This is a genomic window from Natrinema sp. HArc-T2, from assembly GCF_041821085.1.
Taxonomy (GTDB): domain Archaea; phylum Halobacteriota; class Halobacteria; order Halobacteriales; family Natrialbaceae; genus Natrinema.
Genome location: NZ_JBGUAZ010000001.1, coordinates 186,214 through 213,112, shown reverse-complemented (window position 1 = coordinate 213,112; position 26,899 = coordinate 186,214). Strand labels below are relative to the sequence as shown.

General features: G+C 64.3%; 31 protein-coding genes and 1 tRNA gene. 20 read left to right on the top strand and 12 right to left on the bottom strand.

The window, feature by feature from the left end:
• The first annotated feature begins 20 nt into the window (after positions 1 to 20).
• Positions 21 to 1,064, top strand: a complete 1,044-nt coding sequence (locus tag ACERI1_RS01140; protein WP_373616193.1) for an NAD(P)/FAD-dependent oxidoreductase — start codon at positions 21 to 23, stop codon at positions 1,062 to 1,064.
• Here the strand turns inward: ACERI1_RS01140 and trkA are convergent.
• The 6 genes from trkA to ACERI1_RS01110 all read right to left on the bottom strand — a co-directional run bounded on the left by trkA (position 1,059) and on the right by ACERI1_RS01110 (position 6,921).
• The gene (gene trkA / locus ACERI1_RS01135; protein ID WP_373616192.1) at positions 1,059 to 2,396 is read right to left on the bottom strand and encodes a Trk system potassium transporter TrkA; all 1,338 of its coding nucleotides are present in this window, start codon (positions 2,394 to 2,396) and stop codon (positions 1,059 to 1,061) included. The genes ACERI1_RS01140 and trkA overlap by 6 nt on opposite strands.
• A 135-nt stretch (positions 2,397 to 2,531) precedes the next feature.
• Entirely contained in the window at positions 2,532 to 3,053 is a 522-nt protein-coding gene (locus ACERI1_RS01130) for an SRPBCC family protein (protein WP_373616191.1), read from the bottom strand.
• A gap of 72 nt (positions 3,054 to 3,125) precedes the next feature.
• Positions 3,126 to 4,313, bottom strand: coding sequence for a M48 family metalloprotease (locus ACERI1_RS01125; RefSeq protein ID WP_373616190.1), 1,188 nt, complete (start codon positions 4,311 to 4,313; stop codon positions 3,126 to 3,128).
• A gap of 184 nt (positions 4,314 to 4,497) precedes the next feature.
• A complete protein-coding gene (locus tag ACERI1_RS01120; RefSeq protein WP_373616189.1) occupies positions 4,498 to 5,019 on the bottom strand; it encodes a peptidylprolyl isomerase in 522 nt (173 codons plus the stop codon).
• The gene (locus ACERI1_RS01115) at positions 5,016 to 6,344 is read right to left on the bottom strand and encodes a sulfite oxidase (RefSeq protein WP_373616188.1); all 1,329 of its coding nucleotides are present in this window, start codon (positions 6,342 to 6,344) and stop codon (positions 5,016 to 5,018) included. Before ACERI1_RS01115 ends, ACERI1_RS01120 begins: the two co-directional genes overlap by 4 nt.
• A gap of 139 nt (positions 6,345 to 6,483) precedes the next feature.
• A complete protein-coding gene (locus ACERI1_RS01110) occupies positions 6,484 to 6,921 on the bottom strand; it encodes a plastocyanin/azurin family copper-binding protein (protein ID WP_373616187.1) in 438 nt (145 codons plus the stop codon).
• A 220-nt stretch (positions 6,922 to 7,141) separates the two neighbouring features.
• On the opposite strand from ACERI1_RS01110, the gene ACERI1_RS01105 reads away from it, so the two are divergent.
• Positions 7,142 to 7,894 (top strand): helix-turn-helix domain-containing protein, encoded by a 753-nt coding sequence (locus ACERI1_RS01105; RefSeq protein ID WP_373616186.1) that lies wholly within the window; start codon positions 7,142 to 7,144, stop codon positions 7,892 to 7,894.
• A 91-nt stretch (positions 7,895 to 7,985) separates the two neighbouring features.
• On the opposite strand, the gene ACERI1_RS01100 is transcribed toward ACERI1_RS01105, so the two are convergent.
• Positions 7,986 to 8,222, bottom strand: a complete 237-nt coding sequence (locus tag ACERI1_RS01100; RefSeq protein ID WP_373616185.1) for a DUF2061 domain-containing protein — start codon at positions 8,220 to 8,222, stop codon at positions 7,986 to 7,988.
• Positions 8,223 to 8,417: 195 nt separating this feature from the next.
• Here ACERI1_RS01100 and ACERI1_RS01095 point away from each other — a divergent pair, with 195 nt between their 5' ends.
• From ACERI1_RS01095 to ACERI1_RS01045, 11 genes are all read left to right on the top strand, one after another.
• The gene (locus ACERI1_RS01095) at positions 8,418 to 9,200 is read left to right on the top strand and encodes an FAD-binding protein (protein ID WP_373616184.1); all 783 of its coding nucleotides are present in this window, start codon (positions 8,418 to 8,420) and stop codon (positions 9,198 to 9,200) included.
• A gap of 56 nt (positions 9,201 to 9,256) precedes the next feature.
• Complete coding sequence (locus ACERI1_RS01090) at positions 9,257 to 9,991, top strand: competence/damage-inducible protein A (protein ID WP_373616183.1); 735 nt, start codon at positions 9,257 to 9,259, stop codon at positions 9,989 to 9,991.
• A gap of 66 nt (positions 9,992 to 10,057) precedes the next feature.
• Complete coding sequence (coaBC, locus tag ACERI1_RS01085) at positions 10,058 to 11,230, top strand: bifunctional phosphopantothenoylcysteine decarboxylase/phosphopantothenate--cysteine ligase CoaBC (RefSeq protein ID WP_373616181.1); 1,173 nt, start codon at positions 10,058 to 10,060, stop codon at positions 11,228 to 11,230.
• Between the two features lie 115 nt (positions 11,231 to 11,345).
• Positions 11,346 to 11,963 (top strand): hypothetical protein, encoded by a 618-nt coding sequence (locus ACERI1_RS01080; RefSeq protein ID WP_373616180.1) that lies wholly within the window; start codon positions 11,346 to 11,348, stop codon positions 11,961 to 11,963.
• 126 nt (positions 11,964 to 12,089) lie between these two features.
• On the top strand, positions 12,090 to 12,659 hold the full coding sequence (gene hpt / locus ACERI1_RS01075; RefSeq protein WP_373616179.1) for a hypoxanthine/guanine phosphoribosyltransferase: 570 nt from the start codon (positions 12,090 to 12,092) through the stop codon (positions 12,657 to 12,659).
• A 178-nt stretch (positions 12,660 to 12,837) separates the two neighbouring features.
• The gene (locus tag ACERI1_RS01070) at positions 12,838 to 14,484 is read left to right on the top strand and encodes an ABC transporter substrate-binding protein (RefSeq protein ID WP_373616178.1); all 1,647 of its coding nucleotides are present in this window, start codon (positions 12,838 to 12,840) and stop codon (positions 14,482 to 14,484) included.
• A 5-nt stretch (positions 14,485 to 14,489) separates the two neighbouring features.
• A complete protein-coding gene (locus tag ACERI1_RS01065; RefSeq protein WP_373616177.1) occupies positions 14,490 to 15,437 on the top strand; it encodes an ABC transporter permease in 948 nt (315 codons plus the stop codon).
• Positions 15,438 to 15,439: 2 nt separating this feature from the next.
• Complete coding sequence (locus tag ACERI1_RS01060) at positions 15,440 to 16,564, top strand: ABC transporter permease (protein ID WP_373616176.1); 1,125 nt, start codon at positions 15,440 to 15,442, stop codon at positions 16,562 to 16,564.
• A complete protein-coding gene (locus ACERI1_RS01055) occupies positions 16,564 to 17,643 on the top strand; it encodes an ABC transporter ATP-binding protein (RefSeq protein WP_373616175.1) in 1,080 nt (359 codons plus the stop codon). The genes ACERI1_RS01060 and ACERI1_RS01055 overlap by 1 nt, the downstream gene beginning before the upstream one ends.
• On the top strand, positions 17,640 to 18,953 hold the full coding sequence (locus ACERI1_RS01050) for an ABC transporter ATP-binding protein (RefSeq protein ID WP_373616174.1): 1,314 nt from the start codon (positions 17,640 to 17,642) through the stop codon (positions 18,951 to 18,953). Before ACERI1_RS01055 ends, ACERI1_RS01050 begins: the two co-directional genes overlap by 4 nt.
• Entirely contained in the window at positions 18,950 to 19,438 is a 489-nt protein-coding gene (locus ACERI1_RS01045) for a hypothetical protein (protein WP_373616173.1), read from the top strand. The genes ACERI1_RS01050 and ACERI1_RS01045 overlap by 4 nt, the downstream gene beginning before the upstream one ends.
• Positions 19,439 to 19,702: 264 nt before the next feature.
• Here the strand turns inward: ACERI1_RS01045 and ACERI1_RS01040 are convergent.
• The 3 genes from ACERI1_RS01040 to ACERI1_RS01030 form a co-directional block, all read right to left on the bottom strand.
• Positions 19,703 to 19,777, bottom strand: a tRNA-Met gene (locus ACERI1_RS01040).
• Between the two features lie 66 nt (positions 19,778 to 19,843).
• Complete coding sequence (locus tag ACERI1_RS01035) at positions 19,844 to 20,290, bottom strand: GtrA family protein (protein WP_373616172.1); 447 nt, start codon at positions 20,288 to 20,290, stop codon at positions 19,844 to 19,846.
• Positions 20,291 to 20,483: 193 nt separating this feature from the next.
• Positions 20,484 to 20,750 carry an HAH_0734 family protein gene (locus ACERI1_RS01030; RefSeq protein ID WP_373616171.1) on the bottom strand — a complete coding sequence of 89 codons (267 nt, stop codon included), beginning with the start codon at positions 20,748 to 20,750 and terminating at the stop codon, positions 20,484 to 20,486.
• A gap of 202 nt (positions 20,751 to 20,952) precedes the next feature.
• Between ACERI1_RS01030 and ACERI1_RS01025 the strand changes: the two genes are divergently transcribed.
• From ACERI1_RS01025 to ACERI1_RS01005, 5 genes are read left to right on the top strand one after another with little or no spacing between them, the layout of a single operon-like run.
• Complete coding sequence (locus ACERI1_RS01025) at positions 20,953 to 21,234, top strand: 50S ribosomal protein L44e (RefSeq protein WP_008009492.1); 282 nt, start codon at positions 20,953 to 20,955, stop codon at positions 21,232 to 21,234.
• 5 nt (positions 21,235 to 21,239) lie between these two features.
• Positions 21,240 to 21,413, top strand: coding sequence for a 30S ribosomal protein S27e (locus tag ACERI1_RS01020; protein WP_138778694.1), 174 nt, complete (start codon positions 21,240 to 21,242; stop codon positions 21,411 to 21,413).
• A complete protein-coding gene (locus ACERI1_RS01015) occupies positions 21,410 to 22,210 on the top strand; it encodes a translation initiation factor IF-2 subunit alpha (RefSeq protein WP_373616170.1) in 801 nt (266 codons plus the stop codon). The genes ACERI1_RS01020 and ACERI1_RS01015 overlap by 4 nt, the downstream gene beginning before the upstream one ends.
• The gene (locus ACERI1_RS01010; protein ID WP_373616168.1) at positions 22,210 to 22,389 is read left to right on the top strand and encodes an RNA-protein complex protein Nop10; all 180 of its coding nucleotides are present in this window, start codon (positions 22,210 to 22,212) and stop codon (positions 22,387 to 22,389) included. Before ACERI1_RS01015 ends, ACERI1_RS01010 begins: the two co-directional genes overlap by 1 nt.
• A 6-nt stretch (positions 22,390 to 22,395) precedes the next feature.
• Positions 22,396 to 23,163 carry a proteasome assembly chaperone family protein gene (locus tag ACERI1_RS01005; RefSeq protein ID WP_373616167.1) on the top strand — a complete coding sequence of 256 codons (768 nt, stop codon included), beginning with the start codon at positions 22,396 to 22,398 and terminating at the stop codon, positions 23,161 to 23,163.
• A 115-nt stretch (positions 23,164 to 23,278) separates the two neighbouring features.
• Here the strand turns inward: ACERI1_RS01005 and ACERI1_RS01000 are convergent, their stop codons facing one another.
• Positions 23,279 to 24,058, bottom strand: a complete 780-nt coding sequence (locus ACERI1_RS01000) for a winged helix-turn-helix transcriptional regulator (protein ID WP_373616166.1) — start codon at positions 24,056 to 24,058, stop codon at positions 23,279 to 23,281.
• A gap of 123 nt (positions 24,059 to 24,181) precedes the next feature.
• Between ACERI1_RS01000 and artA the strand changes: the two genes are divergently transcribed.
• Both artA and ACERI1_RS00990 read left to right on the top strand, forming a co-directional pair.
• Positions 24,182 to 25,168 (top strand): archaeosortase A, encoded by a 987-nt coding sequence (gene artA / locus ACERI1_RS00995; protein WP_373616164.1) that lies wholly within the window; start codon positions 24,182 to 24,184, stop codon positions 25,166 to 25,168.
• Positions 25,161 to 25,880: a metallophosphoesterase gene (locus tag ACERI1_RS00990; RefSeq protein ID WP_373616163.1), complete on the top strand. Its 720-nt coding sequence runs from the start codon at positions 25,161 to 25,163 to the stop codon at positions 25,878 to 25,880. The genes artA and ACERI1_RS00990 overlap by 8 nt, the downstream gene beginning before the upstream one ends.
• Before the next feature lie 38 nt (positions 25,881 to 25,918).
• Here ACERI1_RS00990 and ACERI1_RS00985 read toward each other — a convergent pair whose 3' ends face one another.
• Entirely contained in the window at positions 25,919 to 26,773 is an 855-nt protein-coding gene (locus ACERI1_RS00985; protein ID WP_373616162.1) for a metallophosphoesterase, read from the bottom strand.
• Positions 26,774 to 26,899: the final 126 nt, after the last annotated feature.

Sequence of the window (26,899 nt, the reverse complement as noted above, 5' to 3'; positions counted from 1 at the left end):
GTCGGACCCAAACTGTGCCTATGACACACATCGGGATCGTCGGGGCTGGCGTCGGTGCAGCAGCCGCGACGTACGCCCTCGAGGAATCGCGCAACGACGTGACCGTGACGGTCGTCGAGAAATCCGGCGGACTCTGTGGCCGGGCCGCGACCAGACGCCGCGACGGGATCGTCTACGACTACGGCGCGAACTACGTCAAATCCGACGACGAGCGAATCGTCGAGTTGCTAACGGAAACGCTCGACACCGAGGGGCTGGTCGACGTGACCGAGCCAGTGTGGACGTTCGACCACACGGGCGAGGTGTCGCCGGGCGATGGCCGCGACGAGCACAAGTGGACCTACCGCCAGGGATTGACCCAGATCGCAAAGCGGCTTTTTGCGCGTACCGACGCGACCGTCCACCGCAAGACACGCGTCGAGACGATTATCCGAACTGAGGACGAGACGTGGGAACTCGAGGACACCTCTGGAACCCGGTGGGGTCCCTTCGACGTCCTGCTTCTGAATCCGCCAGCCCCCCAGACCGCCGACCTGCTGCGGACGGCCGATTGGGAGAGCGACGCCCGCGAGTCGCTCCTGTCGACCGTCGACGGTGTTCCTTACCGAACGGTCTGGACCGGGATCTTCCACTACCCGTTCGAACTCGAGCGACCCTACTACGCGCTCGTAAACGCAGACAAGGCCCACGCGGTGGGCTGGGTCGGCCGCGAAGAGTGCAAACCCGGCCACGTTCCTGACGGCGAGTCGCTGCTGGTTGTCCAGGCCACCCACGAGTGGTCGGTCGACCACTACGACGAGCCACCGACGGAGACGCTCGCGGAACTCGCGGCGCTGACCGCCGACCTCGTCGGCGACGAGCGCCTGCGCGACCCGGACTGGACGGACCACCAGGGCTGGCGGTACGCGCTTCCGGAGGGGGAGGTCTCCCGCGAGCCACTCGAGCGCGCCGAACGCGACGGTCTGTACTGTCTCGGCGACTGGGTCGCCGGCGAGGGACGCATCCACGCTGCGCTCCGAAACGGCCTCGCGGTCGGCGAGCGAGTCGCCGACGCCAACCTATAGCGCGGCGGTCGCTTCGTCGACCACTCTCGTATCGACGAAAACCACCACGTGATCGTCGTCCTCGACGACGGTCTCACCGCGTGGCGTGATCAGCTTCCCGTCGCGGGTGATCGCCCCGATGACGATTCCATCCGGGAGGTCGGCCATCGCCTCTTCGATCGGCGTCTCGAAGAGCACGCTATCGCGGTCGACCTCGATCTCGAGGACCTCGGCGCGGTCCGACTCGAGCATCGCGACGTTTTCGGTTCGGCGGGCGCGAGTAAAGCGGGTGATCTCCTCGGCGGTGACGAGACGCGGGTTGACGCCGACGTCGAGCCCGACCGTCTCGAAGAGGTCGACGTACTCGCCGGCATCGACGACGCCGATGGTTCGCTCGACGCCGACCCGCTTTGCGAGCAGCGAGACCAGCAGGTTCTTCTCGTCGCTGTCGAGGGTGGCGACGACGAGATCGGACTCGTCGACGTGTTCGCGGACGAGAAAGTCGATGTCGGTCGCATCGCTTTGCAAAACCATCGTTCTCGGCAGGTTCTCTGCCAGTTCACGCGCCCGCGCTGGATCTCGTTCGATGAGTCGCGTATCGATTCCTTCGGCTTCGAAGAGTCGGGCCGTCTGTGCGGCGATCTCGCCGCCGCCGACGATGACGATTTCGCGGACGTCCTCGAGCGAGGGGGGTGGCGTCACGAAATCGGCAAACGCACGGACGCTCTCCACGGAGCCGATGACGACGACGGCGTCGCCGGTCTTGATGACCGTCTCACCGGCCGGAACGATGACGTCGTCGTCACGCAAGAGTGCGGCGAACGTCAGCGACTCGTAGCGAGCGGCGTCGGATACCGTCTCGCCGGCGATGGGACTGTTCGCCATCACCTCGAACTCGGCCATCCGAACGAGGCCATCCGAGAAGGTCTCGACGTCGTGTGCGCCGGGCAGTCCGGCGATCCGGACGATCGACTGGGCGGTCTGGAGGTTCGTCCCGACCATGAAATCGACGCCGAACGCCCCCTCGGATCGCTCCCAGGTCCGCAACAGCCCCGTCTGTTTGACGCGAGCGATCGTGAACGGATCGCCGACGGCCTTCGCCGCCCCGCAGATGACGATGTTCGTCTCGTCGACGTCGGTGCTTGCGATGACCAGATCCGCGTTCTCGATGCCGGCCTCCTCGAGCGTCTCGATGGCGGTTCCGTCGCCCTGGACGGTCAGCACGTCGTGGGAGTAGGTGATCGCCTCGATCCGACTGGGGTCGGTGTCGACGACGACGACGTGGTGATCGTGGTCGAGGCTAGCGGCGATGTTCGATCCGACCTGTCCGGCACCGACGACGATTACGCGCACCGGCGGCTCACCCGCGACGATCGCGGACGCGAAACGGCGTGGCTCCGGCTCATGTGAGCGGTATCGGGCCCCGCCAGTAAGTCGGTTGGCCCTGCACTCGACCCATGAACCGACCGGTCGGGCTGGCCAGGAAGATTAGGGCATCTCGTGGACCGTCAATTCGACGTCACGCCGCTGGCCCTCGATGTCGGCGACCAGTCGCTCGACGACGGTTTCTGCCTCCGCGAGCAGTTTTGGCTCGACTTTGTCGATGACCCAGTCCAGCGAGACGAACCGCGGCAGCGCGATCGCGTTCGTATCCGCCGAGTAGGGGTTGTAGATGGCATCGAAATAGATCCGGCTCGCCGTCGGGGCGTCCGCCGGTGCCGACTCCGGCTCCGGTTCGACGCGCCACTCGCCGCGGGCGTCGATGTCGTTGACCAGCCGCCACTCGAGCGAGGTCGGCGGCGTAATATCGATCACTTTCGAGCGGGCGGTGTAGCTGAGCTTCCACCACGTCAGCGTGAGGTCATAGACCGAGCCGACGTCGCCGTCGCCGTTGATCCGGACCTCTTTCAGATGGTCCGTGTACCGCGGGTAGTCGGCGAACGAGCGCACGTGCGGGAACACCTCCTCGGGTGACCGGTGAGCGAGCGTACTGAGGAGAATCCTGTCCACACTCATATTAGGGGGCGTTCAAACGTAAGGATTGCTGTAGAACCGGTCGCTGCTCAGACTGCTGGCAGTATCTCAGTCGCTCGAGGCCGATCGAGATCGCTCTCCGTCGGCAACATCTCGGAGCGCAGCGATGCGGGCTGCAATCGGCGGATGATGCGTCGCGAGACTGTAGAGCAATCCCGCCTCGAGGCGAACGTCGTTCGCGTCGGCCAGCGTCTCGAGGGCATCGACCATCGCCTCGCGACCGGCGGTACTGGCCGCGTAGGCGTCCGCGCGGAACTCCTGCCAGCGTGCGAGTCCGCCCAGCAAGAAGACGCGATACAGCACGTAGACCCCGATGAGCGGAATGAAGTAGCCGACGAAGCCAAACGTCGCCGCCAACCAGCCGAACCCGACCTGCTGGGCGACGAGCGCCCAAACGCCAAAGACGGCAACGGTGAGCATGCCGCGCTGCCAGAGATGACGGCCCGCGACGTGGCCGAACTCGTGGGCGAGGATCGCCCGGAGTTCGGCGTCGTCGCACTCATCGAGGAGGTAGTCAGTCAGGAAAACGTATCGCAGCCCGGGAAGGGTACCGGCGACGAGCGCGGTCGCGGTCTTGGTCGACTCGCCATCGAGCAGGTAGATCCTCCGGGGGCTATAGCCCGCCGCCTCACAGAGGCGCTCGACGCGCTCGCGGCGCTGCCCCTCCAGTGAGTCGTGCGTCCGCGTAAAGACGAGCAGATACGGCGAGAGGCCGAAGCCGACGAAGACGAGGACGCCGAGCGCGGCGACGAGAACGAGACGCGACACACTAACGGTCGAGACGAGCGCGATGAAGCCGCCGATTCCGAGTCCTGCCGTGCCGATCGAAATCGTCAGTACAGCGACCACTCGACTGACGCTTCGCCACGCCGACGCCGTCGTCTCGCGCAACGAACGAACCGTGGGGTACGTGCCGAGTGCCATCGCCACGAGTGGCACGGCGACGACGCCAAACGAGACCAGCACGGTCACGGCGAACTCGAGGACGTCGATCCCGAACAGTTCGGGCCCTGCCGTGTCAATGTGTGCCGTTGCTCGGTCCATCAGTCCGAACGCATAGACTCCCAGAATCGCGAGGGCTGGAAGGCCGAACCCGGCTGCCTGCTGGACGCGATTGAGGCGGTGCAGACGGTCGTCGATCGGCGTCTCCATCGTCTCGATGCGTCGTGCGTACGCTCGAAACCCGACGAACGGCACGACCGCGAGGACGAGAACGAACACGGCGACGGCGAACATAGCCTGCACTTCGACACCACCAGCCAAAGGTATGGTGTGCATTCGCACAGTACGAGTTAAAGCCGGACGCGACAACGCACACAGGATAACGACCGAGAGTGGCGTTTCCAAGGCGATGCTCACCGGACCGGCCAGCAGCCGGTCGACATCACCACTCACGGACTCCGATACCAGACGAGGACGGTCAGGGCGTCCCGACGCCGTCGACGGAATCGACATCGTGGCCGGTTTCGGTGGCGTGTGTCTCCAAGACGCGAATCTCGAATTCAACGCGCTCACCGGCGAGTTCGTGGTTGAAATCGGCGGTCACCGTCTCGTCTGTCACGTCGACGATCCATCCCATGTCGCCGGTCTCGCTCTCGACGAGTTCGCCCACTTCTGCCACTGTCTCGCTGCGGGCCTCGAGTTCGTCGCGGGAGATCGTGACGACGGCGTCCTCGTTGACGGCCCCGTAGGCCGATTCGGGCTCGAGGACAACCGTTTTCGTCTCGCCTGCAGCCATCCCCTCGACGGCCTCGTCGAGCCCCGGGAGGACGTGTCCCTCTCCGACGCGGAACTCGAGGGGTTTGAAGTCGCGGCTGTCGTGGTAGATCCCCTCCTCGAGGGCGACGTCGACGTCGGTCGTCTCGAACACCTGTCCGGCCTCCGGACCGTCGACGAGACGGCCAGTCAGATGGACGATCGCGATGTGACCAGGTTCGATCATGACTCCTCGACGGTGCAGTCGACGGCGTGGGGCATGTAGGCGTTGTTGCCGTAGCCGCTCTGACACCAGGGGTATTGGTCGTCCTCGATCCCGCGGAGTTGGTCGTCCGGATCGGAGATCGTTGCCGGCTGCGTATAGCCCCGGCTGTCGGTCGCCCGCGAGGCGAGCGTGTGGTCGCCCGTTGACGGGTCTTCCCAGACGTAGCGGAACTGCCGCCAGCCCGAGCTACCGTCGACCGGGCCGAAGAACTCGGCTTCTCCCCACGAGTCACCGCCGTCGGTCGAGACTTCGACTGTCTCGAGGCCGTCGTCGCCGGCCCACGCGACGCCGATGACCTCGATGGTCCCCGCGGGCGACGGGGAGACGGTCTGTCCCTCGCCCGGGTAGCCGATGAGCGACTTCTCGACCTGATCGTACATGTAGGCGTTGTTGATCGCGTCGGTCTGTTCCATCTGCTCGCGCGTGTCGTAGACCGGGATGTCCTCGTAGTGTTCCGCGCCGTCGTCTTCCTCGGGGACGACCCGGTAGGAGTACTGCTGCCAGTGGGTGTAGGTCCGCTGGCCGTCTTCAGGAGCACCCTCTTCCTCCCACTCGTCGCCGATTACCATCGTCTCCATGACGTGCATCCGGTTGACCCATTTGACGTTGTTACAGCCGAACCAGCCGGGCACGAGCAGCCGGACCGGGAACCCGTGGTCTGGCGACACCGGCGACCCGTTCATGTTGTACGCCAGCAACGTGTCGTCCAGCACCTTCTCCATCGGGATCGACCGGGTGAAGACGTCTTCCCCCTCCGGATGCTCGCCACCCATCACCGTGAGGAAGTACCCTTCGCCGGTCTCGGCTCCGTAGTACTCGAGGATGTCCGACACCGGCGTCCCCGTCCAGACGGTGTTGCCGACGGCACCGAACGTCCACTGGTTGCCCCCGACCTGCGGGTCGAAGTACGACCGACCGTTGCCGGCACACTGCATCGTGTGGGTGACCGACTCGGTGCTAAAGGAGTGTTTGAGCTCCTCCATCGACAGGTCGACCTCGTCGTCGACGAGACCGGTCAGCGAGACGGTCCAGTCCGACTCCTGGATGTCAGGCGTCGGGTAGTGGTTCCGGATGTAGTGTTCCTCGCGTGGCGTGATGTAATCCGCGTACGTCGATCTGGCTGCCGCCTCGGCGTTTTCGGGCTCCGGCGAGAGGATACGCAGGCCCGGATACCGCTCCTCGAGCGATGGGCCGCCACCACCGTCCCCGCCGTCTGAGCCGTTGCTGTCGCCGCTTTCTGCACAGCCGGCGAGAACGCCGACGCCGGCCAGCGCTCCCGTTGCCATCAGGAACCGCCGCCGTTCGATGAACCGGTCGCGTACCGCTCCCCTCTCGGAACTGTGTCTCGTGTCCGATTGCTCGGGTGACATGCCCCATATTGAGTATGCTTACCAATATCAAACATCGTCTGGTCTATACCAACTCTCACTCGGAGACGATCACCGTCCCGACCATGCCTTGACCCGCGTGTGGCGTACAGACGTAGACGTACTCGCCCGGGACGGTAAACTCGTGTTCGAAGGTCTCGTCGACGGCCATGATAGCGAAGTGATCGTCGCCCTCGTAGGAGGTAAAGGGCTCAGCGCCGTCCGGGTTTTCGCATTTCGGCGATGCATCCGGGTGGCTCGTTACGTTGTGACCCTCGCTCAGTGCGGTCCATCTGACAGTCTCTCCGGTCGTGATCTCGACCTCTTCGGGTTCGAACCGGAGGCGTCCCTCCGGACCGACGTCGACATCGGTGACACCAGTGTCGCCGTTAGCATCGTCTGTGCCGTTTTGCTCGTCCCCACCAGAACAGCCTGCAAGTGCCGTCCCGACTATCACCGTCCCAGCCGTTCGAAGGAACGCGCGTCGTTCGATCATCGTACAGACCATCCAAGCGGCCGGTCTGCATATATCCTGAATTGGTGCAGACCAATCGCCTCGGCAGGCATGTCCGACTGTGCAGTGACAGTCAGCCGGACTGCTGTCCACGCCGCTCGCACCGCTCGATTTTTCAGCCTATCTCGAGGGTTACGGAGGCCCCGCCACAGGTGTTAAAATAAATAGTATATATTTATTGGGCCACGTTATCTAGTGCCATATGCGGGAGCTGCTCTTCGAACTCGAGTACGGCGATGGTGTCAGCCCACTGATGGATGTGTTCATCGATTATCCCACGTTGTCGTCGGACTCGATCGCCAGCTGTGTCCGTCGGGATCGGCTGTGGTGTATCGAGCGGTTCGTTGGCCCCTCGGCGGCGCTCGATCGGATCGACACCATCAGGCTCGAGGCCGACGCGCCAGGCGAGGAGATGACGACGACGGAGTGTGATGCGATCCGCGAGCACGACCCCCTCGAACGGTCCTCGACGACGCTCGTCCTCTACTCGGCGCTGAAACGGCTGCATACCTGTGACTCGGTGGTGGCACTCGCAGCCAGACATCTCGATCTCGGCGTCGTCTTTCAGACACAGCGACGCCGGAACTGCCACGAGTGGCGCTTGCTCATGCCGTCGGACGAGAACGTCGACGTGTTCGCCGAACAGGTCGACGCACATCTCGACGATGGGATCCGGTTTACGATCAACCGCCTCGGCAGTGCCGAACAGTTGAACTACGACTCGCTGGCGACCGTCTCGGTGCCACAGGAACAACGGGAGACGCTCCGAGCCGCGATCGAACACGGCTACTACGAGACCCCACGGGACATCACCGTCAGCGAACTCGCGGACGTTCTCGACATTCCACAATCGACGGTCTCGTATCGGCTTCGGCAAGCCGAAGCCCGACTCGCCAAGGGCTATCTCCATCGCTCCGACGACGAGTTCCGAACACACGCCGTCCAGAACACGTGACTACGGTTGTGCCGGGCAGACATCCGGCGCTCTGCGCGACTGCCGCCCGTCCGTCGGCACGGTTTCAGTGGATGTCGAGCTCGAATCCCGATCAGGCGAACACCCCCCACGAGATGCGATCCCAGAGCCGTTCGTAGCCATAGTAGGTACCGGTCTTGACCACGTTGGCGACGAGCCCGATATCGATCGCAGCCCGGGCGTCGCCGATGACGGCCCAGGCGACGACGATCGTGATCGCGACCATCAGGAGCCGATAGCCCAGCGTCTTGATCACCGCCCGCTTTCGCGCCTGAAGCGGTCGGGATGGATCGTCTGTCGAGTGGGCCATGTCACTGACAACCACGGCTACCGGCTTAAACATAATTGATACCAGTCACGTGAGGGGCCCAGAGTAACTACATATAGTTTCGGTTGTCGGGAGACCGTGACGATCGCCACTCCCGACGCCCGACACCGAGTCGCTCCCTGTTGCGCAACTCCACGATGGAAACCCTTCTATACGCGTCGCACTCAACCGATGGCCATGCGAGACGTTTGCATCGTCGGAGGGGGCACCGCCGGCCTCGCCGCGTCGATTTTCACCGCTCGCGCGGGACTAGACACCCTCGTCATCAGCGAGGGACCAAGTCCCTCGAGCAGCCGGACGCAGTCCGGCGACGACGGGGGCGAATCGATCCTCGCGCGCAACGCCAGCCTCGAGAACTACCCCGGCTTTCCGGACGGCGTCGACGCCCGTCGATACCTGCAACTGACCCGCGAACAGGCTCGCAACGCCGGTGCCGGGTTCGAGCTCGGGCGCGTGACGCGTGCTGAACCGGTCGACGAGACGGATCTCGAGGCGGGCTTCGTCCTCGAGACGGATGGCGGCGACCCGATCGAAACACGGCGCGTGATCGCGGCCTCGTGGTCGGACAGCGAGTATCTCGTGCCACTGGACGTGGGCCGGATCCAGCGCGGGAGCAAACACTTCGTCGATACCGACGACGCCGGTCGGACGACCGTCGACGGCGTCTACGCCGCGGGCCGCCTCGCGGACGAACCCCATCAGGCGATCGTGGCAGCGGGCCACGGCGCGAAAGTCGGGCTCGCCGTGATCCATGACTCGGACGCGAACTTCTATCACGACTGGGTCGTCCCCGCGGGCTACTTTACCGGCCGCGGCCGCGAGGTACCGCCGGGCTGTGAGGAGATCGACGACGCGGAACGACGCGAGCGTGACGAACAGGCGCGAACGCGCATGCTCGAGGCCTTCGCGGAACCGTTAGACGAGGTGCCGACGATGCACCCGAGCGTCGAGGACGACTGAGTCAGCCACGCGACACGACCGTATCCTTTTGCTGAATGCGTGCGTCGACTCGGTTGATGGAGGTCGCCATCCTCACCGTCGGCGATGAAGTACTCGCCGGGGATATCGCGAACACGAACGCGCAGTGGCTCGCGGCCCGGCTGACCGACAGCGGCGCGACCGTCGACCGAATCCTGACGATCCCGGACGACCGCGACCGCATCGCGGCGACGATCAGCGAGTGGACAACCACCTTGGACGCCGTGATCGTGACTGGTGGCCTCGGCGGCACCCACGACGACGTCACCGCCGACGCGCTCGCAGACGCGTTCGACCGCGAGCTGGTCGTCGACGAGGCCGTCCGGCAGGACGTCATCGAGACCGTCGCGGCGTACCGAGACCTCGACCCCGAGACGGTTACGGCCGAAGAACTCGACTTCGACGTCGACGCGTGGGCGGCGCTACCCGCGGGGAGCCGTCCGCTACGCAATCCGGAGGGGCTGTGCCCCGGCTGTGTCCTCGAGAGCGTCTACGCGTTCCCGGGCGTGCCAGCGGAGATGCAGGCGTTGTTCGAGCAGGTCGCCGCGGAGTTCGATGGCGAGACGATCTCGCGGGTCGCGTACACGCCCCAGCCGGAGGGGACGATGGCCGAGGCCATCGACGGCGTTCGAGAACACTTCGACGTGACGATCGGCAGCTATCCGGCGATGGAGCGACGAAATCGCCTGAAGGTGACCGGCACTGATCCCGCAACCGTTGACGCGGCCCTCGAGTGGCTGGCCGAACGGATCGACCTCGTGGCCGAGGAGTAGCCATCGCCACGGAGCGCGGCGACGCCTCGCTACGCTTAACACACCCCGAGAGAGACTAGCAGACGAATGCTCGAGGGAGTCAACGTCGCGCTCGGAGTGACGGGGTCGATCGCGGCCGTCAAGACGGTCGAACTGGCCCACGAGTTGCGACGCCAGGGTGCCACAGTTCGCGGGGTGATGACCGGCAGTGCCCAGGGGATCATCCACCCCTGGGCCGTCGAGTTCGCCACTGACAACGACGTGGTCACGGAGATCACGGGCAGCGTCGAACACGTCGACCTCTGTGGGTACGACGGCTGGGCCGACGTCTTGCTCATCGCGCCGGCGACGGCCAACACCGTCGGCAAGATCGCCGGTGCCGTCGACGACACACCCGTGACGACGTGTGCGACGACCGCACTCGGCGCGGACACGCCGGTCGTGATCGCCCCCGCGATGCACGAACCGATGTACGACCACCCCGGCGTGCTCGAGGCGATCGACACCGTCGCCGACTGGGGCGTCGACTTCGTCGATCCGCGCATCGAAGAAGGCAAGGCCAAGATCGCAAGCGAGGAGGCGATCGTCTGTGATGTGGCCCGCGCGGCCGGCGACCGACCGCTCGCGGGCGAGCACGTCGTCGTGACCAGCGGAGCGACAAGCGAGGCGATCGACCCTGTTCGCGTCATCACGAACCGCTCGTCGGGGAAGATGGGCCGTGCGGTCGCACAGGCCTGTTACGTCCGCGGCGCGGACGTGACTCTCGTCCACGATGGTCCCGACGTGCCCTACGCTACAGTCCAGCAGGTCGAAAGCGCCGCGGAGATGCTCGCGGCTACCCGCGAGGCCTGCGCGGATGCCGACACGCTCGTCTCTGTGGCCGCTATCAGCGATTATACTGTCGAGGCGAGCGACGAAAAGCTGCGTTCGGGGACGGATCTCACGCTCGAGCTCGAGCCGACACCGAAGCTCATCGACGAGATCCGCGCCGAGTATCCCGAGCTGCCGATCATCGGCTTCAAGACCGAAACCTCCGGTGACGAGGGGGCGATGATCGAACAGGCTAGAGGGACCTTGGAGCGGGCTGGCCTCGCCTTCGTCGTCGCCAACGACGCGAGCGTGATGGGATCGGAGACGACACGCGCCCTGCTCGTCCACGCGGACGACGCCGCTCGCTACGAGGGGACGAAAGCTGGGTTGGGCGGCGAAATCGCCGACTCGATCGCAGCGATGCTCGGAGCCGGCTCGACAGAGAGCTAATCTCGTCACAGGCTCGTCAAGACAATTATATGGGTGGGATTCATTCGTTCGAACTAATGAGTATTCGATCTGATCAAAGGGGGAGCACGAGACTCGGTCGATCCGGCAATGCGAGGTGACTGAAATGGCACAACAGCTACGGACTGACGAGGCCTCGACGACGGACGGTGACGACCACGACGCGACTGACGAACCGCTCTCGAAAGGCGACGTCTTCGAAGTCCTTCGGAACCAGCGACGTCGCTACGTCGTGCAGTATCTCAAACAGGACGATCGGCCAGTCGAACTCGGCGACCTCGCCCAGCAGGTCGCCGCCTGGGAGTACGACACGACCCTCGAGGGAGTCACACCCGAACAGCGAAAACGGGTCTATACGACGCTCCAGCAGACGCACCTCCCGAAGATGGACTCGACCGGCATTCTCCGCTTCGACTCCGATCGGGGCCTCATCGAGTCGACCGACCGAACGCGAGACATCAGCGTCTACCTCGAGATCGTCCCCGGTCGGGAGTTCGCGTGGCGGGAGCTGTATCTCTCGATGGGGGCGATTAGCTGTGCGCTGGCCGCCGCGCTCTGGCTGGAGATCTATCCGCTTACCCACCTCTCGAATCTGACCTGGCTGTCTGTCATCGCGGGCACGTTCACGGCCACGGCGGTCGCCCACATCTACTACGAGCGGAACATGCGGCTGGGCCACGGTGACCAGCCACCGGAGCTCAGCTACACCGAGTGACGACCGGCACCGCACGAACCGACCAGTCCGGAACCGCCATCGTGTGGGCAGCCAACACATCCCGCCGCTCGAGCGCTCACTCGGGCGGATCGTCAACTTTTACTCTCCGACCGCCCGACCGACGGCATGGATCAGCTCAAGCAGTCCCTCCTCGATGCGCCGATTATCGAGAAGAACGGCTATCACTACTTCGTCCATCCGATCAGCGACGGGCTCCCCAAACTCGAGCCGGGCCTGCTGCGCGAGATCGTCATCCGGATCATCCGCAAGGCCGAGCTCGAGAACGTCGATCGGATCGTCACGCCCGCGGCGATGGGCATTCACATCTCGACGGCGGTTTCGCTGATGACCGACATCCCGCTGACGGTCATCCGGAAGCGTGAGTACGGACTCGAAGACGAGGTCGCGATCTCTCAGCAGACCGGCTACTCGGAAAACGAGATGTACATCAACGACGTCCGCGAGGGCGAGCGCGTGCTCGTCATCGACGACGTGCTCTCGACGGGCGGGACGCTCGCAGCAGTGCTCACCGCACTGGACGACATCGGCGCGGAGGTCATCGACACTGTCGCTGTCATCAAGAAAGTCGGCGGGGAGAACAAGGTCGACGACGCCGGCTACGACGTCAAGACATTGATCAACGTCGATGTCGTCGATGGCGAGGTCGTCATCATCGACGAGGAAGGCGATTCGTAAGCGACCGTCGACGCCAGATCCAGCAGCCACCGCTGGGTCACACGCAGACGGGAGCGTTGACTAGCGGCTGCGATCGTATCGCTCGAACGATAAATAGCGTCTGGACCCGCCGCCGGTCGAATCGGTCCGTGTCGGCCCAACACAAGGAATATGATAGCAGGATCTGAACCTCACGCGTATGGCAGAGAATAGTGTCGGGGCAAATGAACGCAATCGGTTGCGGCGGCGTTCATTCCTGACGCGTGCAGGTGCTGTCGGGGTGGCAGGGCTGGCGGGCTGTCTCAGCTTCGATAGCGCCACGGCCGACGGCCCGGCCGAGGAACTGATCGAGGAGGGGTTTGCCACGGCGGACATCGAGCCACCGTTCGAAACGACGATCGCCATCACGCAGGACCAAGAGCGAAATCGAGTCGCACAGCTCCTCCAGAGCACGCTCAACGGAACCGACTTTTTTGATGTCGAGATCGAATCGCGCGACTTCGGCTCACACATCGAGTCGATGCTTTCTGCGGCCGACACGGAGGAAAACGCCATCTTCGTTTCGAGCTGGACCGGCGGCTGGGACCCGAGCAACTACGTCGCCATGCTCTTTCACTCGGAGAACCAGACGCCAAACGGGCTCAACGTCGGCCACTACGAAAACGAAACCGTCGACGAGTACATCGACGCCGGACTCACCGAGACCGACTCCGACGACCGTGTCGAGATTTATCGGAATCTCCAACAAGAACTGGTTGCAGACTCGCCAGCGTCGTTCGTCCGGTTTCGCGAGGCCACCCACGTCTGGGATGGCGATGTCGTCAGCGACTGGCAGACGTACCCGCTGCAGCCGGGCTCGTACTACGCGGTGTACGCCCCCTGGGCTGGCGTCTACACCGATCTCGAGGACGAAACTGAGTTCGTCGGCGATCTCGGCAGCGATGTCTCCAACTACGACCCTGTCAAGATAAACGGTACCGTCTCGAGTCAGGCGACAGCGCTCGTCTACGAGCAACTCGTCGGTGTCGACTTCGATGGCGAGGTCCAGCCGATGCTCGCGACCGACTGGGAGCAACGCGACGCGACGACGTATCGATTCTCCCTCCGCGAAGGCGTCCAGTTTCACAACGGCGAGAAACTTACCGCCACCCACGTCAAGCGCTCGTTCCAACGCTACGAGGGAACGACACGGGAGAGCGACGTCTACGACTGGTACGAGAGCAGTACGATCATCGACGACCACACGATCGAGATCAACTGCAAGCGGGAGTACGGCCCGTTCGAGACAGCACTGTTCAACGTCGCGATCGTCCCGCTGGCCGCGATCGACGGCGAACTCGATCTTCAGGAAGAACCGATCGGGACCGGCCCGTATCGGTTCGTCGAACACGAGTCCGGCAACCACTGGCGACTGCGCCGATTCGACGACCACTGGTTTACAGGCGACGAGGCGGTCCCCGCGACCGCGCCGATCGAAACCATCACGCTCGAGATCATCACAGAGCAATCGTCCCGACAGGCAGCGCTCGAGCGCGGTGACCTTCATTTCAGTTACAACCTGCCGTCGGCGAGTCTCGCCGACTTCGAACGCGACGACGCATATGGCGTCGGTCGTCGTGTCAGTGGCGGCTTCGACATGATTCTCTACCCCTGCTATCTCCCACCGTTTTCCGAGCCGTCCGTTCGCCGCGGCTGTAACATGTTGATTCCACGCGAGCGCATCCTCGAGAACGTCTATCACGAGATCGGACAGGTGGCATATACGCCAATCTCGCCGCTGCTCGAGGACTACGCGGGCGAATCGTTTCAGCAAGAAATCGCAGACGAGTACGTTCGTCCCAACTGACACTGATGTCGCTCGGTCGATACGTGAGTCGGCGGCTGGCGGTCACAGTGCCGGTCTTAGTCGGCGTTAGCGCACTTACGTTTTTGTTCGTCCACCTGCTTCCGGGTGACGCGGTCGACGCGATCGTCGGCTTCCGAGACGTCAGCCCCGCGACCGAAGCGGCGATCCGAGCCGAGTATCACCTCGATCAGCCGGTCTGGAACCAGTACCTGTTGTGGGTGCGTGATGCGGTCACCCTCGAGTTCGGCGAGTCGCCGGTCACCGGTCGCAACGTGACGGCGACGATCGGCAGCCGACTCCCGGCGACGCTGGCACTCGGCGGGGCGGCGTGGCTACTCGCGCTCGCGATCGGAATCCCGGCTGGGATCGTCACTGCCGTCAAGGCTGGCGAACCGGCTGACGAACTCGGGCGAGTCGCTGCGCTGGCCGGCATTGCGACACCGAACTTCTGGCTCGGTCTCATCCTGTTGTTCGTCTTCAGCGTTCGGCTCGGCTGGGTTCGGGTTATCCCACCGGACGCACCGCTCGCAAGTATTGCGACGGCGAAGTTCCTCGTGTTACCGACGATCACGCTGGGGACCGCCGCGACTGCGCTCGTCATGCGCTTGCTCCGATCGTCGATGCGACGGGAGCTCGATGCGCCATACGTCACGACCGCGCGTGCGAAGGGGCTCCCGGAGCGAACGGTGGTCCTGAAACACGTCCTGCGAAACGCCTTGCTACCGGTCGTCACCATCGCCGGCCTCCAGCTTGCGTTCTTGATCGACGGTGCCGTCGTCGTCGAGGGGATTTTCTCCTGGCCGGGGATGGGACGGCTGCTAGTGCGGTCGATTCTCCGACGGGACTACCCCCTCATTCAGGCGATCGTCCTGCTCATCGCCGTCGCGATCGTCCTCGCGAACTTACTCGTCGATGTCGTCTACGCGATCCTCGACCCACGCATTCGATACTGACGATGAACGACCGACACACCACCGAACGTGGCCGGATTCGAATCGTCGGCTTCGACGATGCCGATGCAAACCGATCGGACGACGACGCGAGTAGTGACTACGACACAGACCGCACGACGCCGGCGGATTCCGGTGCCAGCCCGACGACAACCGCGGCAACAGCGTCGACGAACCGATCGACGCGCCGTCAGCCGGGACGCCGCCTCGAGAACGCGTGGCGGCGGTTCCGTCGGAACCGGTCGGCGATGGCCGGATTGGCAGTGATCGTCGGCATGGCACTGCTCGCGGTCTTCGCCCGACCGATCGAGATTTCGATCACCGAGGTGACGATCACGCTCCAGCCGTTCTCGCTTGCACCCTACGATCCGTCCGCGACGTTCGTCGGGCCGGCGAACGCGCCGCCCTCGCCGGCACATCCGTTCGGAACCGACTGGGCGGGCCGCGATCAGTTCTCGCGGGTGCTCGTCGGCGGCAGGTATACGCTCAGCATCGGGCTCGTCGCCGTCGGACTGGCGCTCTGTGTCGGCGTTCCGCTCGGGGCGATCGCCGGCTATTTCGGCGGCTGGATCGATGAGGCGATCATGCGGGTCGTCGACGTGCTCTACGCCTTCCCGTTTCTTGTGCTCGCGATCGCGATCGTTCCGATCCTCGAGCCGGTGCCGATCCTCGGGAGCGGCTACTGGACGGTGGTGGTGGCACTCGCCGTCACTGGCTGGGTGGGTTACGCCCGGCTGTTGCGTGGCGAAGTCCTCTCGGTGCGCGAACGCGAGTACGTCACCGCCGCGCGGGCGCTCGGCGTCCCCGATCGGACGATCATCCGGCGACACGTCGTGCCGAACGCCGTCGCGCCCGTCGTCGTCCAGGCGACGCTCAACGTCGGCACGGTCGTGCTCACCGCGGCGGCGCTTGGCTTTCTTGGCCTCGGCCTCGAGCCCGGCAGCGCCGAATGGGGGGCGATGCTCGCACAGGGCCGCAGCTCGCTGCTGCGCGGCGACTGGCACATCACTGTCTTCCCCGGGCTTGCGATCTTCCTGTTCGTCCTGGCGATCAACCTCGTCGGCGACGGCATCACCGACGCACTCGAGCCCGACCGAAACGTCAGCGACGATCGGAGGCGGATGCGCTGATGGCGCTGCTCGAGGTCGAAGATCTGGTCGTTCAGTTCTACACCGAGGACGGTGTGGTCCGAGCAGTCGACGGCATCAGTTACGAGATCCGCGCCGGCGAGACGGTCGGGCTGGTCGGCGAAAGCGGTGCCGGCAAAAGCGCCGCGAGCCGCGCGTTGCTCCGCCTGCTCGACGGGGCTGGCGAGATCGTCGCCGGCGAGATCCGTTTTCGCGGTCGCGAGGTTCGCGAACTCTCGAGCGACGATCTCCGGGCGATCCGGGGCAACGAAATCGCGATGGTCTTTCAGGACGCCGGCGCGGCACTCAACCCCGTCTACACCGTCGGCGAACAGATCGCCGAGACGATCCGCGCCCACGAGGACGTCACCGACCGCGAGGCCCGCGATCGGACGATCGGCCACCTTGAGCGCGTTGGTATCCCAAAGCCGGCCACACGATATTCGGACTACCCCCACGAGTTCTCCGGCGGGATGCAACAGCGGGCCGTCATCGCGATGGCGCTGTCCTGTGATCCCGCGTTGCTCATCTGCGACGAGCCGACGACCGGCCTCGACGTGACGGTACAGGCCGGAATCCTCGAGTTGCTCGCGAAGCTCGCAGCGGAGTCCGAGACGGCAGTCCAGTTGGTCACTCACGACCTCGGCGTCGTCGCCGAACTCTGCGATCGGGTGCTGGTCCAGTACGCCGGCGAACTCGTCGAGCGCGCGCCGGTCGACGAACTGTACTACGACCCCAAACACCCCTACACCGTCGGGCTGTTGGCCGCGACGCCGCGACTCGGAGACGACCGCGCGCGCCTGCCAACGATTCCGGGAACGACCCCCGATCTCGTGGACCCGCCGACAGGCTGTCGGTTCCACCCCCGCTGTCCGTACGCGGAAGACTGCTGTGCCAGACAGCGGCCAGCGCTGGTCGAACCGGCGACGGGTCGTCCGACCGACGGCGACCCCGACACCCACGCCGCCGCCTGCCTCGAGTACACCGGTGATCTCGAGACTGGCTTAGACTACGAGGTGAAAATACGGGACGATGCGGACAGTAACTGTCGTGACCGGAAACAGCAGGGTGAGCCGCGATGACCGGCAGCGATGACGAGCCGCTGTTGTGCGCTGACGCCCTCTCGACACACTATACCACTGCCGACGGGGTTCTCGATCGACTGCTCGGGCGCGGCGAGACGGTTCGGGCGGTCGACGGCGTCGACCTCGAGCTTCACGCCGGCGAGACGGTCGGCCTCGTCGGCGAGAGCGGCTGTGGCAAGACCACGCTCGGTCGGACGCTCGTCGGACTGCTCGAGCCCGCCGCCGGCTCGGTCACCTACCGCGGGACCGACCTCACCGCGTGCTCTCGAGCCGAGCTTCGGGAGCTGCGAAGCGAGATCCAGTACGTCTTTCAGGACCCCCTCTCGAGTCTGAATCCGCAGTTGACCGTCGCCGAGATCGTCGGCGAAGCGCTCGACGTTCACGATGTCGTACCGCCGGCGCGTCGCGACGAACGGGTTCGGGAGTTGCTCGAGACCGTCGGACTACGGGCCGGTCACGCGACCCGATACCCCCACGAGTTCTCCGGCGGGCAGCGCCAGCGGATCGGCATCGCCCGCGCACTCGCCGCCGAGCCCGAGGTGCTCATCTGCGACGAGCCAGTGTCCGCGCTTGACGTTTCGGTTCAGGCTGGGATTCTCAACCTGCTGGCCGACTTGCAAGATCAGTTCGGACTTTCCTACCTACTGATCAGCCACGACCTTTCGGTGGTCGAGCACCTCGCCGACCGGGTGGCCGTCATGTATCTGGGCCGGCTCGTGGAAACGGGGACGACCGCCGAAGTGTTCGCCGCCCCGTCCCATCCTTACACCGAGGCGCTGCTGTCGGCGATCCCCGAACCCGATCCCCGCTGGGACGGCGGTCGGATCGTCCTCGAGGGAGCCGCTCCTTCGCCGACCGACATCCCGTCAGGCTGTCCGTTCCACACGCGCTGTCAGCGGGTACTTCCGCCCGCTCCGTTCGACCTCGCCGACGACGAGTTCCGCGCCGTACTGTCGTTGCGAACCCGCCTCGCCGAGACGGACGCCGATGCCGGACCCGCGGCGCTGCTTCCACACGCCGACGAGCGCGAGACCGACCCGGCGACGATCCGGGACGCCTACAACATCCCCCGACGGCTCTCCGATCCGGACGCCAACGACGCGCTCGCGGCTGCGCTCGAGGCCGCCGCGGATGGAAACCTCGAGACCGCACGGACTCGACTCGCATCGACGTTCGAGACGCCCTGTGAAACGACCGAACCGGTGCTAACGTCGGGACCAGCATCCCATCCGATCGCCTGCCATCGATTCGACGACCGGTTCACAGACGATACCGCCGACTCCGGAACACGATCGACTGGCGAATGACTCGAGACGCCAATCCACGCGAGCGCGCGGCCGACGAGCGCACGCGAACGATCGACTGGGCAGCACTCAGCTACGCGGTGACGCCGCGGGCGCTGCGCCATCGGGCGATCAACGTCGACGTGTCGACAGACAAACGGCGCTACGAGCCCGGTGAACCGGTCGACATCACGGTCACGTTCCACAATCGGCTCCCGATCCCGATCCGGATTCGGACGGACTCGCCGAACTACTGGTACTGGACCGTCGACGGCCATCGTGAGGACTCACAGGTACCACGGACGGTGCCCGACCGGCCCGCCGCGTTTTCGTTCGCGCGGCGTGAACGCAAACGATTCCGGCGGCAGTGGCACCAGCGAATTCAGATCAGCGACGACGAGTGGCGACCGGTCGACCCCGGTCGGTACACGATCGCAGTCGGCCTCACGCGTTCGGATGCTGCTGCTCGTGGACTCGTTGACACTGCTGTACTCGAAATCGTCAGCTAACGTGTTAGTTTCGACGGCACGGTCGGGTTCGCTCCCCGTCTCGAGCGGGGGCGTCTTCGGCTCGAGCGGGAAGTCGAGTTGAACTACGCCGACTTCGATCGCTTTGCTCCCTCGTCGTCTAGCTCGAATCTACTCGTCGTTCGTCGTTGAATTCGTCAAAAGTAGCGGGGGTGAATTTGAACCACGGTCGCAGCGAAGCTGCTTTTTGGCTCAAACGACAACCGTGCTATGGTTGGCGCTCACGAGCTTGTTCGCGCCAAAACATAGCGGGAGGTAGATTTGAACTACCGGTCTGCGGGTTATGAGCCCGCCGGAATCTCCTGGCTATCCCATCCCGCTACCTGTTCATACCCGAGTCGCCTAGTTAAGGGTTGTGATTCGGCTGCCGTATGCGGGTTTCTACCGTTAGTCCTGATGAACCTGCCACGTGTAGAGGCTCTCGCAGGTGTAGTTAACGAAGAAGCCGAACCCGATCCCGATGACGTTCGCCGTCACATACCAGATTTCGAACTGGCGAACTAGGACGGCCAGCACGGCCAGCGTCACGAGAAACCCAGCGAATCGGACCACGTTCGAGCGTAGAAATCGCTTCCCTAACGGCCAGAGGCCAGTCTGTCCATAGTCTGCGAACGTCCACCGTTCATTGATTGCAAAGATCACCGCAATGCCGAGCTCCCAGGAGAGCATCTTCGCGACGACCGGACCGAGAACCGTCGCCTCGACGAGCAACACGAGGGTCACGTTGTCGACAGTCGCCCCGACGGCACCGACACCGACGAACTGCCCGAACCGCGTCGTCGACCACAACGCGCGAACCCGCATCCGAACGGCCTCTGACAGGGAATTACTCATCGTCGTGTTCGGTCTCGAGCGTACCGGTCACTGTCGACGGCTTGGATTTCCATCTTCCGGTCGCCGCGTAAAAATAGCAACTAATATACAGATGTAGAAATGTGTCAGAGACCTACTCAATTCGCGGATGCGGGCGGTCAGGAACGAAATCGAACCGGACACGGATCAAGATGTGAGTCGCACCGGCTGCCGATCAGATCGCGAGATCGGCCTTTGCCCGGATGACTTCGACGTCCTCGGCCTCGACATGGTCGACCTCGAGGAAGTGTGGCATGTAGTTCCGTTTCTCGTAATCCTCGTACTCGTCTTCCTCGCCGACGGTACACCAGAGTTGGACCCGGTCGGGACCGTGGTACTCGCCGTTTCTGTTGATCCCGAAACAGACCACTTCCGACCCCTCGTATCGGATGATGGCCCCGTTTCGAATGCCGGGATCGCCGTGGATGATGAGCTGCTTCATGGGTGCTGCTTCACAGGAGAGCGGATTAAACGCTTCGGAGGCTGCTGTCGCCTCGCAGACGCGGGCGATGGAGATGGCGGCCCCGTCTGCAAGTCAAACGCGAGCGCGACCGGCAGCCCGTCGTCGGTCGCGGGCGGTGGCCCGGCGGCTATCAAACGGTTTTTAAACAGCGCAGCCATAGGCCACAGCAAGTGAGATAACCATGCAGATGCCACGCCGATTCAATACGTACTGTCCGCACTGCAACGAACACCACGAACACGAAGTCGAAAAGTCCCGAACGGGCCGTTCGAGCGGTATGAAATGGGACGCTCGCCGTACCCGGCGCAACAGCGCGTCGATCGGTAACTCCGGTCGCTTCTCGAAGGTGCCCGGTGGCGAGAAGCCGACCAAGAAGACCGACCTCAAGTACCGCTGCAGTGAATGTGGCAAGGCCCACCTCCGCGAGGGATGGCGCGCTGGCCGACTCGAGTTCCAGGAGTGATTTCAATGGCAGGAAATTTCTACAGCGTTCGATGCAGTGACTGCGAGAACGAACAGACCGTCTTCGGCAAGGCCTCCTCGGAGGTCGCCTGTGCCGTCTGTGGCACGACGCTCGCGCGACCGACCGGTGGCAAAGCCGAGATCGAACACGAGATCATCGACACAGTCGAGTCACGATGAAATACAGCGGCTGGCCCGACCCCGGCGAACTCGTCGTCGGCAAGATCGACGAAATCGAGGACTTCGGTGTCTTCGTCGATCTCGAGGAGTACGAGGACAAGCGCGGACTGATCCACATCTCCGAGGTCGCAAGCGGCTGGATCAAGAACGTCCGCGATCACGTCCGCGAGGGCCAGATCGTCGTCTGTAAGGTCCTAGACGTCGACGAGAGCTCCCAGCAAATCGACCTCTCGCTGAAAGACGTCAACGACCACCAGCGCTCCGACAAGATTCAGGAGTGGAAAAACGAGCAGAAGGCCGACAACTGGATGGAACTGGCCTTCGGCGACGACATCGACGACGAGGCCTACACCGCGATCGCTAACGAACTGATCGGCGCCCACGGAAGCCTCTACGACGGCTTCAAACAGGCCGCGATCCACGGCGAGGAAGCCCTCGAGAACACCGGTCTCGAGACCGACGAGATCGACTCGCTCGTCGAGACAGCCCGCGAGAACGTCTCGGTGCCCTACGTCAACGTCACCGGCTACGTCGACTTAGAGAACCCGTCGCCGAGCGGTGTCGACGGCATCCGCGAAGCTCTCGAGGCCGCCGAAGGCAACGGCGAGGTGCCCGACGAAGTCGACCTCGAAGTGAGCTACGTCGGCGCGCCCGAGTACCGCATCGAGGTGCAGGCACCCAATTACAAGACCGCCGAATCCCAGCTCGAGGACAGCGCTGACCGCGCGATCGCCGCGATCGAAGGCCACGACGGCAGCGGCGAGTACCACCGCGAGCGACGTACCGACGACGAGTAATGAAATCCGACATTCGGGTGTGTTCGGCGTGGCGCGAGGTCCACGACCGCCCGGTGTATACCCTTTCTGCGGTCTGTCCCGAGTGCGGTGCCGACGCCGAAAACAGCGCGCCGGCACCCTTTGACCCCAACGACCCCCACGGCGAGTACCGACGCGCTCTTAAACGTCGCAATCGCTGATACGGTATGGACGAACTCGAGATCGACGCAGTCGCCGAGGTCGAACTGGACGACCCCGTTCTCGTCGAGGGGTTGCCGGGGGTCGGACACGTCGGCACCCTCGCCGTCGAGCACCTGCTCGAAGAACTCGAGGGTGAGAGCACGCTCGTTCGACGGGTCTACTCCCGTGAGTTCCCGCCGCAGGTGAGCGTCGAGGACGGCGTCTCCGAGCTGACCTGTGCCGAGCTCTACGCCGTCGACGTTCCCGAGGGACGGGATCTCCTGCTTCTGACCGGCGACCACCAGGCACAGAGCAACGCCGGTCACTACACACTGACCGATGCCTTCCTCGACATCGCCGAGGAGTTCGGCGCGACGGAAGTGTACGCACTCGGCGGCGTCCCGACCGGCGAACTCATCGACGAGTACGCCGTCGTCGGGGCTGTCAGCGACGAGTCACTGCTCGAGGGACTCGAGGACGCTGGCGTCGAGTTCCGTGAGGACGAACCCGCCGGCGGCATCGTCGGCGTCTCCGGGCTCTTGCTCGGGCTCGGCGAGCGCCGCGGCTTCGATGCGGCCTGTCTGATGGGCGAGACCAGCGGCTATCTCGTCGATCCCAAAAGCGCCCGCGCGGTGCTCGAGGTGCTTGCGGACGTACTCGGCTTCGAACTCGATTACGACTCCCTTGATGAGCGCGCTGACGAGATGGAGGATGTCATCGGCAAGATCCAGGAGATGGAACAGCAACAGAGCATGGACGTGCCGACCGACGACGATCTGCGCTATATCGGCTAACGACGCGATTTGGATTTCTCTTTCGGTCAGTTGTGCCCATCGCCGTTGACAAGTAGCGCTGAGCCGTGAGTGAGACGGGCTGCGGTCCCGCTCTGTCGTCCGGATCGATTAGCGGTCAGCCTTCGAGGACTTCGTAGGATACGTCGGCATCTCGCAGCGCATCGGTGACGCGACCGACAGCGTCGGTCGTGGCGACAGCAGTCACCGTGAGCCCGTGATTCGCGGCGTCGGCTGCGACGTCGCCGACGGCGAACGTGACCGCGGGGTCGGTGCCGGCCTGCCGGCAGGCGACGACGGCCTCGACGCCGGTTGCGACGACGAGATCGGCATCGTCACAGGCCCCGGTGACAGTTTCGTCGTCAATTGCGCGGCTCCCGCCGGTCCGGATCGACGGGACCTGCAAGACGGTGACCGATCCAGGCTCGAGTTCCATGACGCCCTCGAAACTGGTGACGCCGACGTCGGTCCCGGCTGCGGCATCGCTGGTGGCGATCCCGGTTGCGGGCCCCTCGTCTCCCGGCGTAGCGTGGAGCAGACCGTCCTTGACTGTCAGCGAGACCGTCTCGTTCTCCTCGATGTCGTCGGTCGCGATGTAGGCATCCTCACTCATCGCGCCGAGGACGTCACCGGTTACGTGGTCGGCGAACCGGCGGACGTCGTCGGCCGCACGGAAGAGCCAATCGACCCCTTCGCGGGTGACCCGATAGCGCGAGCGCCCTTCCTTTTCGACGAATCCCTCCTCGACGAGTTCGCGGATGTATTCGCTGACGGCCTGGCTCGTCACGCCGACCTCCTCGGCGATCTCACCCTGACTGACCGCGGGCTGGCGCTCGGCGATCTGGACGAGAATCCGGAACCGCGTCGCGGCCCGCTTGTTGTCGAGGACATCGACCATACAGCCATATTTTGGTGCGCGGCAAAAAGGGACGCGGTCGGTCACCGGTCTGGATCGCTGCGTCGATCGACCGTGCCGAGGCGTCAAGTTGATAGCCGGAGAGTCCGTCGGATTGACGTGAGCATGCCGGCCCTACCCGCGGCGACTGCGACGAGCATCGGTTCGATCCCGCTCGGGGACGTCCTCGCCTGGACCGCCATCGGTGCGTTCGTCCTGGCGATGGTCCTCAAGTGGCTCGATGCCGTCGATCCTGCACGATACCTCGCTGCCGGTGCGTGGGTCGTCTTCGGGCTCTTCTGGCTGACGATGGTCCCGCACTACTATCTCGAGGTCAAGAGCCCGATCCAGACGCTGTTAACCCTCGCCGCGCTGCCGCTGTCCGTCTATGCCGGGTATCTGCTCGTCCAGGGACGGGAATCGTTACTCGTGCTGTCGAACGCCGTCGCGTTCATGGGCCTGCTCTATCTGCCAGCGGAGACGATCCCCGTCGTTCGCACCTGGCTGATCGAGACGACGGCCGCCCAGACGCATTTCGGGATGGAACTGTTCGGCTACAGCCCCGGCATCGTCGAGGGGAGCAACGGCTACATGAGCAAGTTCGGATTCGATCCCGACGAGACGGTAACCGGTCGGACGACCTACATCATCATGTCCTGTACCGGCATCGGCAGCATGGCTATCTTCGGCGGTCTTATTGCGGCCGTCGACGCGCCACTCAAGCGGAAGGTCACGCCCTTCGTGCTCTCGATCGGCGTTATCTGGTTCCTGAATCTCGTCCGGAACGTCTTCATCGGACTGGCCTCTCCGTGGGGCTGGTTCCAGCAGGACGCTCTTGTCTACGTCGCCACGGAGTTCATGGGCGCACCCGCCGACCGGACCTCCTATCTCGTCGCCCACAACTTCATCGCCCAGTCGCTGTCGATCGTCGCCCTGCTTGGCATTACGTACCTCGTCGTCCGTCTGCTCCCCGAAGTACTCGACCCCCTCGAGGAAGTCCTCTACATCCTGACCGGGACGGAGTACGACCTCGCGGACGCACTTGGCACGGACGTTCAGGGAGAGACCGACACGGCAGCACGCACAGCACGCTCCAAGACGGGCGATGACTGACCGCGGCGTCGAGATCGACGTTCCGTTTGCCGTCCACGACCGCGCTGTTTTCGTCCCCGCCGCCGAGACGCTCGTCCTTGCAGATGTCCATCTCGGGAAGGCTGCCGCCTCGAGCGTCGACGCCCCGATCGACGATGGTGCCGACATCCGTGAGCGACTCGAGAGACTCCTCACGGAGACCGATCCGAAGACTGTCGTCATCGCTGGCGACCTACTGCACTCGTTTGCCCGCCTGCCACGCGGCGTCGAACACGATCTCGATCGACTACTCGAAACCGTCGACGCGGCTGGGGCGGAGGTAGTCGTCACGCCGGGCAACCACGACACGATTCTCGAGACGGCCTTCGACGGCGAGACAGCACTCGAGTACGAACTGGCCGACGGCGAGACGGTGGCCTGTCACGGCCACGAGCGACCGAAGACGACAGCCGACCGGTACATCGTCGGCCACGATCATCCCGCGCTGTCGATCGAGGGTCGCAAACGACCGTGTGTCCTCTACGGCCCTGACACCTACGAGGGCGCGGACGTGCTCGTCCTCCCAGCGTTTACCCGGCTGGCCGCCGGCACGACCGTCAACCAGCTGGCCGGTCGCGACTTTCAGACGCCGCTCGTCCGACTTTCCGACGGGTTCTATCCAGCCGTTTGGGACGACTCGAGCGGCGAGGCGCTGTGGTTTCCGCCGCTCGAAAAGCTGCGAAAACTGCTGTGAACTGACTGTGAGCGCACGTCGGCTGCGCGCGGACGCGCTCACTCGACCGGTGGTTCGGCGTCGGTGATCGAGACGTCGCCGTTCTCGAGTGTCACGTCGTAGGCACTCCGGTAGCCAGCGTTGAGACAGGGCGTGCCGGCAACTGGTTCGACGCCTTCTGCCTCGTGGATGTGGCCACACGCGACGAACGAGATGTCGTGTTCGGCAAGCAGGTTCGTCAGTGCGATCGACCCCCAGTGGCGACCGCCGATGCGAGGAACGGAGTCGGCGACCCGATCGAGCGTGGTGTTAAACGGTGGGACGTGTGTGAGCGCGATCGTCCCGAGGGCTCCCGCCTCCGCCGTCGCCAGCGATGTCAGCGTCTCGTATCCATCAGTGTAAGTTGCAACCTGCTGGTCGACCCCCTCGAGTCTGTCGCGCAACGCGGCGGCTTCCGTTTCGTCGCCTGCGGCACGGTCAAGGGTTCGCGCGAGCCAGGCGTCGGGATCGTCGATTTCGGTCACGTTTTCGGGATCGTATCGCACTTCCGGGCCGTCGTCGAGCAATTCGCTCCCGAAGCCGAACACGTTGTACCTGCCGAGGTCGGTCGTCGCTCGATGCAGGTTTTGAGCGCCTGTCGCGCCGTCGATGATCTCGTCGTGTCGCTGGTAGTCGTGATTGCCGGGAACCGTCAGGAGCGGGATACCGAGGTCGTCCAGCCGCTCGAAGAAGGCCGTCGCCTCCTCGAGCCCGACCAGTTCCTCTTGCTGCAACGTCCCGTTTGCGACGCTCACGCGGGAGTGAGCGACGTCGCCGACGGTGAGGACGGCGTCGAACCGCTCCCACGACGGATGCGGACGAGCGGTGTAGCCGTCCTCGCCGAGATGGAGGTCTCCGAGTACGAGTAGCTTCATGCGAGAAATCAGACTGGAAAGTCGGTGTCCAGCGATTTAACGATTGGTAATCAGGTCCTCATACGGACTCCTGTCAGTCAGTGCCGGTGGGACCGCGACCCGCACTGCGGACCCACCGGGACATCG